Below are 15283 nucleotides of genomic sequence, written 5' to 3'. Positions count from 1 at the left end.
ATGTACCAACTAGTAAAGAACAAAAAAGATGAGAAAGAGTTTCTAGTCTGATTCAATAGAACGTTTTATTGATAGACTGTATGGTATAATTTAAACAGACTGTGAAGCCTTTTTCTCTATTTTGGAATACCCAAACGCGAAAGAGGCTTTTTTAGATAAAGATGGCAAAACAACCAGTTGGAAGTTCTTTAAAAATTAATAAAGAATTAACATATTTTTAATCTATAATTAGAATATGTGTTATATACTTAGTAATTAACGGGTAAAAAAGATAGATGATGCCTTTTTACTGGAAAATTTAATTAGTGTTAACAGGAAAGGCGTGATTTACTTAAGAAACATTTTAATTTTCTTCGGAGTCGCTAAACCCAACAGCATGAATTTGAGGTTTAGATACTTAATCCGATTAGCTACCATTTTCTTGGTAGTGGATGAAAAGGCGGAAGAATGTTAAAATTAAAATGATAACTCCGTGGAGATGATGGCGTGGGCTCAACTATTTCAACTTTAATTAAAGATTTTAATTTTTTCATTTTTCTATTATTTTCATTGATGTATTCGTATAAGATTGTATACATGTTTGTTGCATTTAAGGCAAAAAAGGATAATAATCCTGGGGTGCAGAATATTCATCCCAGAAAATTTGCAGTAATCATCGCAGCTCGCAATGAAGAACTTGTCATCGGACAACTGATCAAAAGTATAAAAAACCAGAAATATCCCAAGGAATTGATTGATATTTTCGTTGTAGCAGACAACTGTACCGATCATACTGCCCGGGTTGCAGAGGAAGCGGGGGCTATTGTCAAGGAGCGCTTCAATAGGGACCAGGTTGGAAAAGGGTATGCACTCGACTATATGATAAAAACCATCGAAAGGGAATATTCCTCAAGAAAGTATGAAGGATATTTTGTGTTTGATGCTGACAATCTCCTTGACGAGAATTATATAGCAGAGATGAACAAAACTTTCAATCAAGGATACAGGGTAATTACCAGTTATAGAAACTCCAAGAACTATGACCAGAATTGGATTTCTGCTGGTTATGCACTCTGGTTCCTGCATGAAGCTGAATATATTAACCTTCCTAGAATGGTCCTTCATTCCAGTTGCGCCATTTCTGGAACAGGATTTCTGGTACATGCTGATGTGATTAAAGAGAATGGAGGCTGGATCCACCATCTCCTTACTGAAGACATCGAGTTTTCCGTCTCTCAGATCATTAAAGGCGAAAGGATTGGGTATTGCAGAAGCGCCATATTCTATGACGAGCAACCAGTCACCTTTGGCCAGTCCTGGCATCAGAGATTACGTTGGGCGAAGGGTTTTTACCAGGTCTTTACTAATTATGGCAGGGGTTTGATCGGCGGTATTTTCCAAGGAAAGCAAAACAGGTTTTCATGCTATGATATGACCATGACGATTATGCCTACCATGCTTGTTTCTTGTATCAGCTCTATATTGAATGGATTATTATACTTGGCTAGTTTTTTTGAGTTATTTGATGATAAAGGGATAATAAATACTACCACTACAGGAGTGTTAGTTTCGATTGGGTGGTCTTATGGGGTAATGTTTATACTTGGTTTCATTACAACCGTGACTGAATGGGAGAAAATTCATTGTTCCGGATGGAAAAAAATCGCTTATACAATTACTTTTCCACTTTTTATGTTTACCTATTTACCAATTTCAGTGGTAGCCCTGTTTAAGGAAATTGAATGGAAACCAATTGCTCACACTGTGGTGAAATCTGTTGATGATTTCCGATAATGGAATGACTTGAAAAAAGCAGATGCAACTTTTTTCATGATGGACGAACACATATTTTTAGCAATAGGTGCCTTTGGGTTTCTTACGGAGAGTAGATTGCTCTTCGTTTTTTTTTTTTTGTTGGTTACCAGGAAATTATAAATTTCTGGACTTATGGATAACTGTTCGATATATATATGATAAGAAATTCCGTATAAGCCAGCTAAAAGTGTAAGAATCAACCGTAGATGATATAGTTACTGTGTACAGCAAGAGAGGAGAAAAATATGAAAAAAATCGCTCATAACCATCTAGTTTTTTTTGTCATAGCTGTTGTGTTGTTCTGGATCAAAACGTATATTGCATATCAACTTGATTTTAGACTTGGAACAGATAATAATCTTCAAAAGTTTTTAGTATTTTTCAATCCTTTGAGCTCTGCTCTTTTCTTTTTAGGGTTCGCGCTGCTTTCCAAAAAATATTTTAAGCGTGTATTGATTGGAATCCAATTTTTCTTGTCCTTTTTATTGTATGCCAATATTGTTTATTACCGCTTTTTCAACGATTTTATTACGGTCCCTGTTTTGCTTCAGGCAAAATCCAATGCCGGGGGATTAGGGGATAGTGCTGCAGGTTTGATGTCTTTTTCTGATATTTTTTATTTTACCGACACGATTCTCTTGATTGTTCTTGCCTGCACTTTTTTTAAACAGGTGAAAGTCAAAACCCGGAAAACGTACCAAATCGTCTTACTGTTTTCGATCACCGTTTTTTTAGTAAATTATGGACTTGCAGAAAAAGACCGTCCTAACCTTTTATCACTATCCTTTGACCGAAATTATATTGTTAAATACCTGGGTGCGTACAATTATACTGTCTTTGACATCTTTCAATATATCCATTCATCAAGTCAGCGCGTTTTTGCGTCCGGCAGCAATCTTACAAATGTGGAGAATTACCGAAAAGCAACCTATACCCCTCCCAATCCGACTCTCTTTGGAAAAGCGAAGGGGATGAACGTTATATTTGTTTCAATGGAATCATTCCAAAATTTCATGATTGATTATAAAATGCCGAACGGACAACTTGTCACACCTTTTTTGGACTCATTAGCTCATGATGGCAATACCTTTTATTTTGATCATTTTTATCATCAAACCGGACAAGGGAAAACGTCCGACGCGGAGTTTTTAATGGAAAACTCGCTTTATCCTTTGAATCAGGGCGCTGTGTTTATCAACAAAGCGCAGAACACCTATCAGGCGACTCCTGCCATTTTAAAAGGATACGGATACAATTCGGCGGTTTTCCACGGAAACTATAAGACTTTCTGGAACCGGAATGTCATGTATAAGGCATTAGGATACGACCAGTTTTTTGACGCTTCTTATTACAGCATGACGCCGCAAAATACAAAGAATTTCGGAATGAAGGATAAGCCGTTTTTTGCTGAAAGCATGCCAATGCTCGAAAGTTTAAAACAACCGTTTTATACGAAATTCATCACTCTATCAAACCATTTTCCTTTTGAGGTCGATCCAGGTGATACCGATTTTCCAAAGGGGAATTTTGGGGACTGGGCTGTGGATCAATACGTTCAATCTGCGAACTATATGGATCAGGCACTTAAGCAATTCTTTGATGCCCTTAAAAAAGATGGATTGTACGACAAGACGGTGATTATTCTTTATGGCGACCATTACGGACTTTCCAGTAACAACTATACTGCCCTGGCAAAAGCGCTGGGAGTGGACAAAATTACCCCTGTAATGGACTCTAATTTTCAGCAGGTTCCATTGTTCATCCATGTTCCAGGCGTTAAAGGCGGAGTGGAACACCAAGTGGGCGGGGAAGTTGATGTTCGTCCGACTCTTCTTCATCTTCTTGGAATGGATACAAAAGATTATATAGAATTTGGTTCCGATCTATTATCGCCGCAGCATCGGAATTGGGTTGCCTTTAGGAATGGGGATTTTGTTTCAACTAATGTGATTCAATCCGGTGACAAATGCTATAGCGTGGCTACGGGTTCTCTTGCTGCTAATCAAAAAGCATGTAACAGCATTAGCACCCAAGTGAAAAATGAACTGCAGATGTCAGATATGATCGTAAACCAAGATTTGCTTCGCTTTTATCATCCGAATGGGTTTAAACCGATCAATCCAACTGATTATCAATATTTAGGACCGACTAAGAAATAGGGAGCTTATCTCCTTCAAGTCTTTGAGAAAGGAAATAAAAGCACCTATTCTTAACAGTGAATGAACTCATGGATAAACTCATTATTGATACGGAAGGTATAGTATACGATTAAATAAAAGTATATTCTAAGAAGCTCTTTTAAATTAAATAAGGTACTAAATACTCCACTAGGAATATTTATACCTACTGAATTGGTAACTGGTAGCATGGGATTTTTTTGCTCAAAAATAAAATTAACTTACAATTTTTAATCTACCGTAACTATGAATATAGTATCAAACACTAAGTTGAATATGACCCGGTGTTTGAACGATTTAAAAAAAAAGTAAAATTTAATTCGTATCAAAAGTCCAAAAGGGTTATTCCCATTGGACTTTCTTTTTTTCACTTCATTCACCATCATAATGATGAGTTGTTTAGAGATATTTAAAAATTAAATTTTAGACATAAGATATGGTGTATAAGGATATTTTGGTAATGTATGAGATTTTGGAAGGGGGGAGAGTGTGTCTGTTCATGTTGTAAGTAGCGGTGAAAATCTGTGGTCTATTTCCAAGCTCTATGGAGTCTCAATTAAATCAATAGTGAGTGTAAATGGGTTATTATCTACTGCGGTTGTTGTTCCTGGTCTTTCTCTTTATATTCCTGACAATACGCTACCGATACGTGCCTATCGGATAAAAGCAGGTGATTCCCCTTGGAAATTGGCCCAAGAATTTAACTCAAATCTTTCTTTGATACGTACTGCTAATCCAGGAATAGATCTAAATCATCTTCATATCGATCAGGTCATTAACATCCCCTCAACAAATAAATTAATAATTACCACTCTTGGGTTTTTAGTTCCTTCGGCAAATACTACAACTCTTTCTATTATAGATTCACTCTCAAGTCAGCTTACCTATTTAGCGGTAGTGGCTTACTCATTTACAAATGAGGGTTTCGCTTTTAATCAAATAGAGGATTCCGCGATAGTAACAAAATGCAAACAAGTAAACATTACCCCATTATTGTTGATTAGAAACTATACAACCGAGGGGTTCGATGCTGAGCTTGCGGGAAGAGTTCTGGAAAGTCGAACCTATCGAAACAATTTAGTAACTAGCATAGCAAAACTCACAACAGATAGAGGGTTTGGCGGTGTCAGTCTTGACTTTGAATTTATTCCACCAGCAAGGCGCAATGATTTTAATTTGTTCCTAATGGAATTAAAGAAATCATTAGGCGACCTACTATTACATGTGAACGTTCATGCCAAAGCAGCGGATTTCCCTACGAATCGGATTGTAGGGGCTTATGATTATGCAGCAATTGGAAATGCAGTTGATCTTATGGCGGTAATGACGATCGATTATGGCTATCCGGGTGGCCCGCCTGATTCGATCGCACCCTACGGATGGGTAGAGCAGGTGATTAAGTACTCACTAACTCAACTTAATTCACAAAAACTGTTAATTGCTATGCCGCTATATGGATATGACAAAGATGCCACTACAAATTCAACTCAGGCATTATCGGTGCTTGCTGCACAAAATCAAGCGATTTCAAAAAGAGCAACGATTCAATTCGATTATACGGCTAAATCGCCATGGTACCGATACTTTCGCGGTCCTAAAGAGAATATCGTTTGGTTCGAAGACATTCGAAGCTATATCGAAAAGTATAAACTTATTGATAATTACAATTTAGTTGGAACAACTTTTTGGCAAATCAGTTTGCCAGCACCTCAGAATTGGGTATATTTAAGTAAGAATATAACGGTTGTTAAGAATAGATTTTGAAGATATATAGGTATTTATTTTGAATGTTACAGTATTGAAATCTCTTGTAAAAATTGGACATTAATTTTCATGTAAAGGTTAATGTTGGATATTCTATAAAATTGGATAATTTTAACATAGTATCTTTTAAAGGCTTTATATTAAATGATTGAAAGGCCTTACATTGTATTACCAAGTTTTGGACAATGAATAGAAATATTACAACTGATAGCCTAATAGTAGACCAACCAAAAGAGCGGACTATTAGGAGGTTATAAAAACATGAAAAAACTAAAAAAACTTAAAAAGTTAGTAATAGCAGCTGGAGTAATCTTATCAATGTCAGTACTTACTTTAAATAGTAAATCTGAAGCAGCTACATTTACTCACACAGTTTCAAATGGTGAAACATATTGGAATATCGCAAAAGGTATCGGGGTTCCTTTAAATAGTTTAGAAGCAGCAAATCATTGGTCATCTCTTTATGCAGGAGAAAACATCGTAATCCCGAACTCTCCTGTATCAGCAGCAGATAAAGCCCTTATGGCACGTCTTGTTCATGCAGAAGCAGTAGGAGAACCTTACGCTGGGAAAGTTGCAGTTGCAACCGTAGTTTTAAACCGGGTAAAAAGTCCAAACTTCCCTAACACAGTCCATGGAGTCATTTATCAAATCTCCAATGGACATTATGCATTTACACCTGTAGAAAACGGTCAAATTAATCAACCTGCAGATGCAGCTTCTATAAGAGCCGTTAATGAAGCAATAGCTTTAATGGGGAGAGGAAACGGATCTTTATTTTTCTACAATCCTGCAACTTCTACAAGCTCTTGGGTCTCATCACGTCAAGTGACAGCTAGAATTGGTCATCATATATTCGCTAAATAATTATTTAGTAAGTGGGCACTAATCTTTTACGATTGGTGCTTCTTTGTTTTTTTATTGCGCACAATCACATTAGCTTTAATAAATCCTTTATTGATTTACTCCCGCTCTCTTGGAGGTTTTTTCCTAATTCTAACGAAGGTAAGTGCAATAAGAACTTTACAGTATTTTACAGAATTATACATAGAGTTTTTATAATATCTAATAAGAATGTGGATAATGGTACATATACTAAGTTTACTAAATATTGGAAAATTGGTGATAATAAAATACCACTAGTGGTAGTAAATTCATAAAGATGACTAAATATCTATAAAGTTATGACATCTACAAAATAGCAAAAACAGAAATTTCCTATTTGTATTTGTTTGTACCAAAAGTTAAACTCTGTTTGCTTACAATTTTGAAGAGGCAGTTTCCAAAGGGCTTTATTCTCGAACCTTTTGGAAACTGCCTCTTTTTTCTAGTAGCATGTCTTTTTCGGCTTTTTCTGCTATTCTTTCCAATACAATCAATAGCTTTTATTATATAAAAATATTACTATTAAAATAGGAGGGGAAATCATGCAGGATTTTGTTTTTCAAAATAGTACGAAGATTATTTTTGGTAAGGATCAAGAGCAAGTAGTTGGGCAAGAGTCAGTTGTTTATGGGAAAAAGCTTCTTTTGCATTATGGCGGGGGAAGAATTAAAAATAACGGGTTATATGATACGGTTGTAAAGTCATTGCACGACCAGGGAATAGAAATTGTGGAGTTAGGCGGAGTAAAGCCAAATCCTCGGGTAAGTCTTGTTCGAGAAGGAATTGCCCTTTGTAAGGAGCATGATATCGACTTTATTCTCGCTGTTGGCGGAGGCAGTGTGATTGATTCGGCGAAAGCGATTGCAGCAGGAGCAAAATATGATGGGGATGTATGGGACTTCTTTACAGGGAAAGAAGCGGTTTCAGACTGTTTGCCGATCGGTGTTGTCCTTACCATTCCTGCTGCCGGCAGTGAATCAAGTTCAGGAACGGTTATTACGAACGAGGATGGATGGTATAAGAGGGCAACAGGACATATGAAAATGAGACCTCAGTTTGCGATCCTCAATCCGGTGCTTACATACACATTGCCTTCCTATCAAACCGCTTGCGGCATTACAGATATGATGGCACATATTTTGGAAAGATATTTTACGAATGAAAAGAATGTAGAACTGACCGATCGTTTATGTGAGGCTGCCTTAAGAACGATTATTCATAATGCCCATACGGTTTTAGAAGAGCCAACAAATTATGCTGCGAGAGCTGAGATTATGTGGTCCGGGACCATTGCACATAATGATTTGTTAGGGACAGGAAGAATCGGTGATTGGGGAAGCCACGATATTGAGCATGAATTAAGCGGCATTTACGATATTGCGCACGGGGCCGGATTAGCGATTATCTTTCCTGCGTGGATGAAGTATGTTTATAAACATGATGTCAATCGTTTTGTTCAATTTGCAAACCGGGTATGGGATGTAGAAATTGACATGAACAATCCGGAAAAAACAGCTTTAGCCGGCATTAAGAAAACAGAACAATTCTTTAGTTCAATCGGCATGCCGGTTACCATGAAAGAAGCTGAGATTGGCGAAGAACATTTTGAAGAAATGGCAAAGAAGGCAACTGAAAGAGGCCCATTAGGCAACTTCATCAAGTTATATGAGCCCGATGTCTATCAAATTTATCAATTAGCAAAATAAAGCCCTAGAACCTCGTTTACAGATTTGTAGCGGGGTTTTTTTGATGAAGAACGATTGATTTTGGTAATAATGATTATAAAATGGCGTTTGAGTAAAAGTAGAGTGAAAGGACTAACTCAATGAGATTTTTAGAAAAAATTAAACCCCACTTAATTAGCGATGATCTTTTAATTCAAGAAACGGTGCTTCATGCACTGCACGATTTTCCAAACGTTCCGGAAGAATGGACGGTAGAATTATTAAAAGAAGCTTTTACAAACAAAGAGAAGCAAACCTCCATTCTCATCTATGTAGAAAAACAGACGATCAATGAAGAGGCCGTCAAGATTCTGATAGAAAATATCCCGATGATGGATAAGTCGAAGATGCATTTAGCGCTGAAATTGTTTGACCATATGGACCCGGAACTTGCTCTAGCATATAGGGAGCCTCTGGAAGGATATATTTGTGAGGAAATGTGGTCCTTATATGAGCTAGTAATAAATGGAACGGAGGAAGAAGTTTACACCGAATATGGAAAAACATTAAATGCTCTTGAACGGGCGGATTCTTATCAGCATGATCTATACATTAAAGCGAAAAAACTGGCATTGTGTATTGTTCAAAAGGGCTGGATCTCAGAAGACGAAATAGATTTGATTATTCAAGAGGAATCAGCAGAACAATGGTTTTCATTTAATGGATATCTGTCGGTTTATATGACTGGATTACTAAAGCTGGAAAAGCAGATCCCATTACTGGCTAGCTTGTTAGTACGTGATGATGATATCCTGTTAGAAGAAGCCGCTGCTGCGTTAATTCGCTTTCAAACGGATGAGGTTGTGAAAAAGGTAGCACCTTATTTAAAGAAAGAGGAATCGATTATTTTTGCCAGTTCAGTTATCGAAAATATTAAATCAGACTTCGCTGTTCAAGTTTTAAGAGAGGCTTATCGAGAGGCAGAGGAAATCGATAATCAAGATTTACTTATCGAAGCACTCTGTCATCACCTTTCTGAAAAGGCACTACCCGAAATTAGCGGTCATATGAAATTGGAGTATTCTTCAGGCCTTGTTGATATTGAACAGACCGTTTATAGCTATTATTCCATTTTAGGCGAGCAGCACCCTGACCTAGAAGAGTGGAGACAAGTAGCCATGGAAAGGGAGATGGACTTTAGTAATGCAAGTAAGCAGGAGAATTTGCTTCAAAGCGTTCCGATTCGAAAGGAAAATAAAGTAGGCCGAAATGATCCCTGTCCATGTGGAAGCGGCAAAAAATATAAAAAATGCTGCGGTAAATGAACTGAATAGGAAAACGACTGATCCGTTATTGCCTTGTGAAAGGGATTACGTATAAGGATAAGCTGTATTAGCGGTTGAAACTCCAAGAGGTTAGAACCATTGAAACAGAGAAATGTGAGAGAGTCTCCCAATACACAGGGAGACTCTAAATTAATATATAACCTGGTTATCAAACAAGGGAAGAAAGTAATCTACTTATACCTAGAAGACTGCAATTCCACAGACAAAGATTCAGGCCAGGAGGAAGCGAAGTACCGCCAAAAGCATCAAAGCTTGTTGTAATGGTTCCGATCACACCCGATCCAAAATCAATGACGCCTGATATATGAGTCGGGGTAGTGACTTGTAATTTAGTGCCTGCTTTCGGTTTACTCAAAACCGTTCTTTCTGGATAGCTAATTCGGGTTGAACCGGAAATTCGTTTAATCGGTCCTAACAGATATTCAAAATTAATATTTTTTTCTTTGAACCTATTTAAGAATTATAGCTATGTATATTTCTTAAGAAAAGAATGGTTTGGACAATCATCACCATTTAAGACAAAATCGGCAATTTACCTAAAAATGTAAGAAACGTCTGCTGTTGAAGCAAACGTTCCTTGGAAGGTAATGTTTTATACAGATGGTTTTGGTGGTAGTAATAACATATGTACAAGATAGTAAACTGGAATGGACAAGTGCTGATTTAAGTAAAAATTTTTTAATATAAGGCTTAACCCATTGGTTATTCACTTGAAATGCTGCTTAAGCTAATGTTTAGTTACCAATGATATGCAATTCAGTTTGAATCCTTCAAAGCAAGACTTAATTTTTCGTTATATCGTTCTAGGTCTTCCTGTAAGTTTACTTTAAAAGTAATTAAGGCCTTTTCCATAATTCCATTGTGGTTCCAGAGGCTTTTAAGCTCCTGTTCACATTCTTCAAGATCCCTTTGTTTATTCGAAATAATTTTATTTAAAACCTCAATATTAATTTCTTTTAACTCCTCAATAGTAAGTTCATTTAACTGCTCTATGTCCATAGGTTTACCCTCCTACATATCAAAGAAATTATCTGCTCTTGCAGCTGGATCAATTTTTCTAAAAGGCTTTTTAAATTAACTTTGAACGTCTTTTCCCTAAGTTTCAGCCCAATCTCCATAAATACACTTCTCCAAAATAATGCTTTTTATCAACATTTTGGACAATTCCCATAAAAAATACTCATAGTTAAAAGCCAGGCTGCCAGTAAATCTTAGAATATTAATTGAATTCCAACCTTCACTGATGAAGTCGATATGTACCTCGGCCTAGATTTGACGGGCGTAGCAATCCTCAAATTAATACAAGCTAGAAAGCAAGTAACCTTGTCAAGTCATTCCCTGACCAAACATATATTAGAAGAGGAACAAAGATTTTAAATGAACAAATATCAATGACTTGGGTACCTACATGCGATGGGTACATTCACTCGACAATCCACAAAGCCTAATTATTAGAATGAGTATTGACATCAGTGGAAGGAGAGGAAAATAATGAGCACACCTATTATTCAATTAAAAAACATAGTGAAGAGGTATAAGCTTGGCGGTGAAACAATCCATGCTCTAAATGATGTCTCACTTGAAATTCTAAAAGGAGGGTTTGTAGCGATTATGGGCCCTTCTGGTTCGGGGAAATCTACTTTAATGAACATGATTGGGTGCCTTGACAGGCCGGATGCAGGAACCTATTTATTACAAGAGGAGGATATTGGAAAAAAGAATGATAATCAACTGGCAGCCATTCGAAATCAAGAAATAGGATTTATTTTTCAAAATTTTAACCTGCTAACAAGGCTGACGGCTATGGAAAATGTTGAAATGCCTCTACTATATACTAAAATGTCTATGGCAAAAAGACGAGAAAGGGCATTAGAAGTTCTAGACCAGGTTGGATTGAAAGACCGAGCAGGACAATTACCGACACAGCTTTCAGGCGGCCAGCAGCAAAGGGTTGCCATTGCCAGAGCACTAGTTGCCAAGCCTACCATACTCCTTGCGGATGAACCAACTGGAGCCCTTGATAGTAAAACGAGCAAGGAGATTCTGCAGGTCATGAAGGAGTTAAATGAATTAGGACATACCGTGATTTTAATAACCCATGACCTTTCAATCGCAAAACAAGCAGGCAGAATGGTCATTCTTCAAGACGGCAAGCTTTTTGAGAATGGTGGTGAACGATTAGGGGAGTTTTCAATCCATTAAAAGGGCTTTGCAGGGCTTAGGCCGATTGGCAGCAAAATGATTTTTTTGTAGTTGGAGGTGGTGGAACCGTAATTACTAGACCGGTACGAACAACTGACGTGGGGGGGAAAGGTCTAAAAGTGGCTCTGTTTTAATTACTGATTCAATAAATTTATTCATTTGCTATAAGGCAAGAAGGGGGTTTAAAATATAAATTATGATCAAGGATACCCCAGGTTGTACCTTTTGAAAAGATGATAGGAACAATGTAAACCGCATAAATTGTAAGGTTACCTAAACCACCCAGTTACAGCACAACGATTTATTTACTGGATGAATGGCCAGTAAGGTAAAATATTAAAGGAGGGAATCATGATGGAGGAACAACAAATGAGCTATGGACTGCTAGTGCGCCCTAGAGGGTTGGATGAAACCAACTCACCCTATGATTGGTATAAAAAGATGCGAAAAAACTCTCCGGTTTCTTTTGATCCAGAACGGAATTGCTGGGACATATTTTGTTATGAGGATGTCCAAATGGTCTTACAAAATTACAAGCAATTCAGTTCAAAACGAAATGGTAGTGTTTCAACTTTGCTAGATTTGGATCCTCCAACCCACCGAAGATACCGCAATATTGTCAGTCAGGCATTTACCCCAAGAGCCATTCAAGAACTTGCACCGAGAATTCAGGCTCTAACACATGAATTATTAGCATCGCTACAAGGAAAAAGCAAGATCGATATTGTCGCGGATATCGCTTATCCCCTTCCTGTTATCGTGATTTCAGAAATGCTCGGAGTACCGAGCCAACACCGAGACATATTTAAAAAATGGTCTAATATTTTCGTATCGGGAACACGAACACTATCTCCTAATGTAATGAACAAGTTATTTGCTAAGCAAGGAAAAGCAATACTTGACCTACAAACCTACTTTCAGCAAATAATTGCAAAACGGCGGTTTGACCCCAAAAACGATATCGTATCCACTTTAATTACTGCAGAAGTAGATGGAGAGAAATTATCCATTGAAGAGTTATTAAGTTTCTGTTTTCTCCTTCTTGTTGCAGGGATTGAAACAACTACAAATCTTATTACAAATACCATGCTTACTCTGTTTGGGCATCCGGATATACTTAAACAATTATATAGAGACAATTCCCTTATACCCGCAGCCATTGAAGAAGCCCTTCGCTATCGTTCTCCTGTTCACAGCATGAATCGCTTCGTTACTGAGGATATGAATTTAAAAGGGATGGAACTGAAAAAAGGGCAAGAAGTCATGGCCTGGATCGGTTCTGCAAATCGAGACGAAAACGTATTTGACAATCCAGATGTTTTTGACATCAATCGCTCTCCAAACAATTATCTATCTTTTGGAACTGGTGTTCACTTTTGTCTGGGATCACAGCTTGCAAAATTAGAAGCGAAAATATGCATTACTGAGATGCTAAAGGCGTTACCGGATATGAAATTGGATACAACCAAAAAGCTGAGTATGATACCTAGTGCGTTTGTGTACGGATTTAAAGAGCTTCCGGTCAGTGTAGGATTAGAATAAAGTCGCTAGTAAGCGATGATTAAAGAGTGTGTCCCAAAAGTAGCTTTTGGGACACACTTTTTTTTCTATTATTTTTATAAAACATCTCTTGTTTAATTTAAAACCTCTTCCGAATTTCAATGACTAACAAAAGCACCCAATTTCCAGATCGGAATATACTACTCCAATAAAGAAACCGAGAGGAGAGCTAGAATGTACCCGAAATATCCTTATATTGGGTCGGAATTGAATTGTGAAGAGATTCCATTGACTTTTCCTCCTCAGCAGCAATACAGGCAGCCAGGTCTTGAATATCTAATGGTGCCGCGCCCCATTTATGATAACCCTAATTATATCGGGACAGGTAAACTGAAGGATAAAGTGGCGATCATCACCGGTGGGGACAGTGGCATTGGGAGGGCAGTCGCAGTTGCGTTTGCCAAGGAAGGAGCCAATATTGTCATTGCTTATTTTGACGAACACCAGGATGCTGTAGAAACGAGGCTAGCAGTTGAGAAAAGAGGAAGACCTTGTTTATTAATACCTGGTGATTTAAGGAATAAAGAACATTGCCAACAAGTTGTAAAAAATACGGTTGATTTATTTGGAAAAGTAGATGTTCTTATTAATAATATTGCGGTTCAATTTGTTACGGACAACATAATGGACATTAGTGATGACCAGTTACAAACGACATTTGATATCAATATCCTTTCTTTTTTCCACATGACAAAAGCAGCCATGCCATACATGTCTGCCGGTAGTAGTATTGTGAACACGACATCGGTAAATGCCTATACTGGGCAGGAAACCTTAATCGCTTATTCTGCAACAAAGGGAGCGATTGTCAGTTATACGAGAGCATTGGCTAATAACGTTGTGGAACAAGGGATTCGAGTGAATGCTGTTGCACCCGGTCCCATATGGACTCCATTACAACCAGCAACACAGCCGCCTGAGGTCATTATGACGTTTGGAACAGATGTGCCAATGAAGCGGGCGGGACAGCCATACGAACTTGCCCCAGTATATGTGCTTCTAGCATCGGATGATGGTTCTTATATAACTGGACAAACAATTCATGTGAACGGTGGAATGATGGTTACGACATAAGATTGAGGTCTTGAAAGGAAGTATGAGCAGTAAAGCAATTTGTAATAGGGGGTTAATCGGATTAGGAGGAGGGCTTTTGATCTTGTTGTATTTTGCTTATTTTGGTTGAGTAACCAGCCACTTTTTTTGTTCAATGAAGAAATTCCAGCTATATTCAAAGATTTGCAGGTTAAATATTGGATATACTGAAACTTTTGGATTTTTAGCCAAACATAAAATTCCTCCAATGTTATACAGTATCGGATTTCTCATACTGTCTACACAGAAGGAAAATATACTATACAGGGTGGGTGTTTTTTGATTATTATTTATCAACGGCCATTTTTTAAGAGCTTAATTTTAATAAGCAAAGTATCCCCACCAATCCCAGCAATGATCCCAACAAACATTTTATCTAAAGAGGAATTTGGAGCTAAATAAAGCATGAGGAGAAGCGAAGCAACTGCACCTAAAAGCACTTCTTCTAGAAATCCGAGATAAATGAATTTTTTTGTTTTTCGAGGCATGATGATCTTCCCATACTTCCGAACATGTCCAAGAATCCCAACCGTCCCACCAATTACTACCGAGAAAATAATGTCTTTTAACACAGTTTCTCACCTCCTTAAGCCTGATTTTTTGACCTAAGGTTAATTCTTGGTGTTTTTTACCATTATACTAAACTTGTAAACATAACTATATGAGTAGAAATACTGAATTTTCAATAATTTTGTTTTAAGTTTTACCAGATGCTTAAAATAAAAGAACGAAATCAAATAAAATTTCGTTCTTGAAATAAGTCTCTTTCACAACCCTTCTGTTAGTATTATATTTTGTT

General features: G+C 37.3%; 11 protein-coding genes and 1 pseudogene. 9 read left to right on the top strand and 3 right to left on the bottom strand.

Features of this window, described 5'->3' with window-relative positions; all coding sequences use genetic code 11:
- The first annotated feature begins 486 nt into the window (after positions 1-486).
- The 6 genes from J2S10_RS21475 to J2S10_RS21450 all read left to right on the top strand — a co-directional run bounded on the left by J2S10_RS21475 (position 487) and on the right by J2S10_RS21450 (position 9609).
- A complete protein-coding gene (locus J2S10_RS21475; RefSeq protein ID WP_307412178.1) occupies positions 487-1773 on the top strand; it encodes a glycosyltransferase family 2 protein in 1287 nt (428 codons plus the stop codon).
- Positions 1774-2039: 266 nt separating this feature from the next.
- Positions 2040-3953 (top strand): LTA synthase family protein, encoded by a 1914-nt coding sequence (locus J2S10_RS21470; RefSeq protein WP_307412176.1) that lies wholly within the window; start codon positions 2040-2042, stop codon positions 3951-3953.
- Positions 3954-4460: 507 nt separating this feature from the next.
- Positions 4461-5735: a glycosyl hydrolase family 18 protein gene (locus J2S10_RS21465; RefSeq protein WP_307412174.1), complete on the top strand. Its 1275-nt coding sequence runs from the start codon at positions 4461-4463 to the stop codon at positions 5733-5735.
- 318 nt (positions 5736-6053) lie between these two features.
- Complete coding sequence (locus J2S10_RS21460) at positions 6054-6602, top strand: cell wall hydrolase (RefSeq protein ID WP_307412452.1); 549 nt, start codon at positions 6054-6056, stop codon at positions 6600-6602.
- Between the two features lie 560 nt (positions 6603-7162).
- Positions 7163-8326 carry an iron-containing alcohol dehydrogenase gene (locus J2S10_RS21455; protein WP_307412171.1) on the top strand — a complete coding sequence of 388 codons (1164 nt, stop codon included), beginning with the start codon at positions 7163-7165 and terminating at the stop codon, positions 8324-8326.
- A gap of 119 nt (positions 8327-8445) precedes the next feature.
- A complete protein-coding gene (locus tag J2S10_RS21450; protein ID WP_307412168.1) occupies positions 8446-9609 on the top strand; it encodes a YecA family protein in 1164 nt (387 codons plus the stop codon).
- 241 nt (positions 9610-9850) lie between these two features.
- Here the strand turns inward: J2S10_RS21450 and J2S10_RS21445 are convergent.
- Positions 9851-10048: pseudogene (locus tag J2S10_RS21445) on the bottom strand (gfo/Idh/MocA family oxidoreductase); the annotation flags it as partial.
- 338 nt (positions 10049-10386) lie between these two features.
- Positions 10387-10629 carry a hypothetical protein gene (locus J2S10_RS21440; protein ID WP_307412165.1) on the bottom strand — a complete coding sequence of 81 codons (243 nt, stop codon included), beginning with the start codon at positions 10627-10629 and terminating at the stop codon, positions 10387-10389.
- A gap of 492 nt (positions 10630-11121) precedes the next feature.
- Here J2S10_RS21440 and J2S10_RS21435 point away from each other — a divergent pair, with 492 nt between their 5' ends.
- From J2S10_RS21435 to J2S10_RS21425, 3 genes are all read left to right on the top strand, one after another.
- Positions 11122-11832 (top strand): ABC transporter ATP-binding protein, encoded by a 711-nt coding sequence (locus J2S10_RS21435; protein ID WP_307412162.1) that lies wholly within the window; start codon positions 11122-11124, stop codon positions 11830-11832.
- Positions 11833-12183: 351 nt separating this feature from the next.
- Entirely contained in the window at positions 12184-13374 is a 1191-nt protein-coding gene (locus J2S10_RS21430; protein ID WP_307412159.1) for a cytochrome P450, read from the top strand.
- Between the two features lie 192 nt (positions 13375-13566).
- Positions 13567-14466 (top strand): SDR family oxidoreductase, encoded by a 900-nt coding sequence (locus tag J2S10_RS21425; protein WP_307412157.1) that lies wholly within the window; start codon positions 13567-13569, stop codon positions 14464-14466.
- Positions 14467-14777: 311 nt separating this feature from the next.
- Here J2S10_RS21425 and J2S10_RS21420 read toward each other — a convergent pair whose 3' ends face one another.
- A complete protein-coding gene (locus J2S10_RS21420; RefSeq protein ID WP_307412154.1) occupies positions 14778-15056 on the bottom strand; it encodes a DUF4257 domain-containing protein in 279 nt (92 codons plus the stop codon).
- Positions 15057-15283: the final 227 nt, after the last annotated feature.

The sequence above is a fragment of the Neobacillus ginsengisoli genome (assembly GCF_030813055.1).
This window is presented reverse-complemented; position numbering and strand designations above follow the sequence as displayed.

What these genes read in the sequence shown, in the direction of transcription:
- J2S10_RS21430 (WP_307412159.1), top strand. Translation starts at nt 12,184, where the DNA reads ATGATGGAGGAACAACAAATGAGCTATGGACTGCTAGTGCGCCCTAGA.
- J2S10_RS21460 (WP_307412452.1), top strand. Translation starts at nt 6,054, where the DNA reads ATGTCAGTACTTACTTTAAATAGTAAATCTGAAGCAGCTACATTTACT.
- J2S10_RS21435 (WP_307412162.1), top strand. Translation starts at nt 11,122, where the DNA reads ATGAGCACACCTATTATTCAATTAAAAAACATAGTGAAGAGGTATAAG.
- J2S10_RS21455 (WP_307412171.1), top strand. Translation starts at nt 7,163, where the DNA reads ATGCAGGATTTTGTTTTTCAAAATAGTACGAAGATTATTTTTGGTAAG.
- J2S10_RS21470 (WP_307412176.1), top strand. Translation starts at nt 2,040, where the DNA reads ATGAAAAAAATCGCTCATAACCATCTAGTTTTTTTTGTCATAGCTGTT.
- J2S10_RS21450 (WP_307412168.1), top strand. Translation starts at nt 8,446, where the DNA reads ATGAGATTTTTAGAAAAAATTAAACCCCACTTAATTAGCGATGATCTT.
- J2S10_RS21425 (WP_307412157.1), top strand. Translation starts at nt 13,567, where the DNA reads ATGTACCCGAAATATCCTTATATTGGGTCGGAATTGAATTGTGAAGAG.
- J2S10_RS21440 (WP_307412165.1), bottom strand. Translation starts at nt 10,629, where the DNA reads ATGGACATAGAGCAGTTAAATGAACTTACTATTGAGGAGTTAAAAGAA.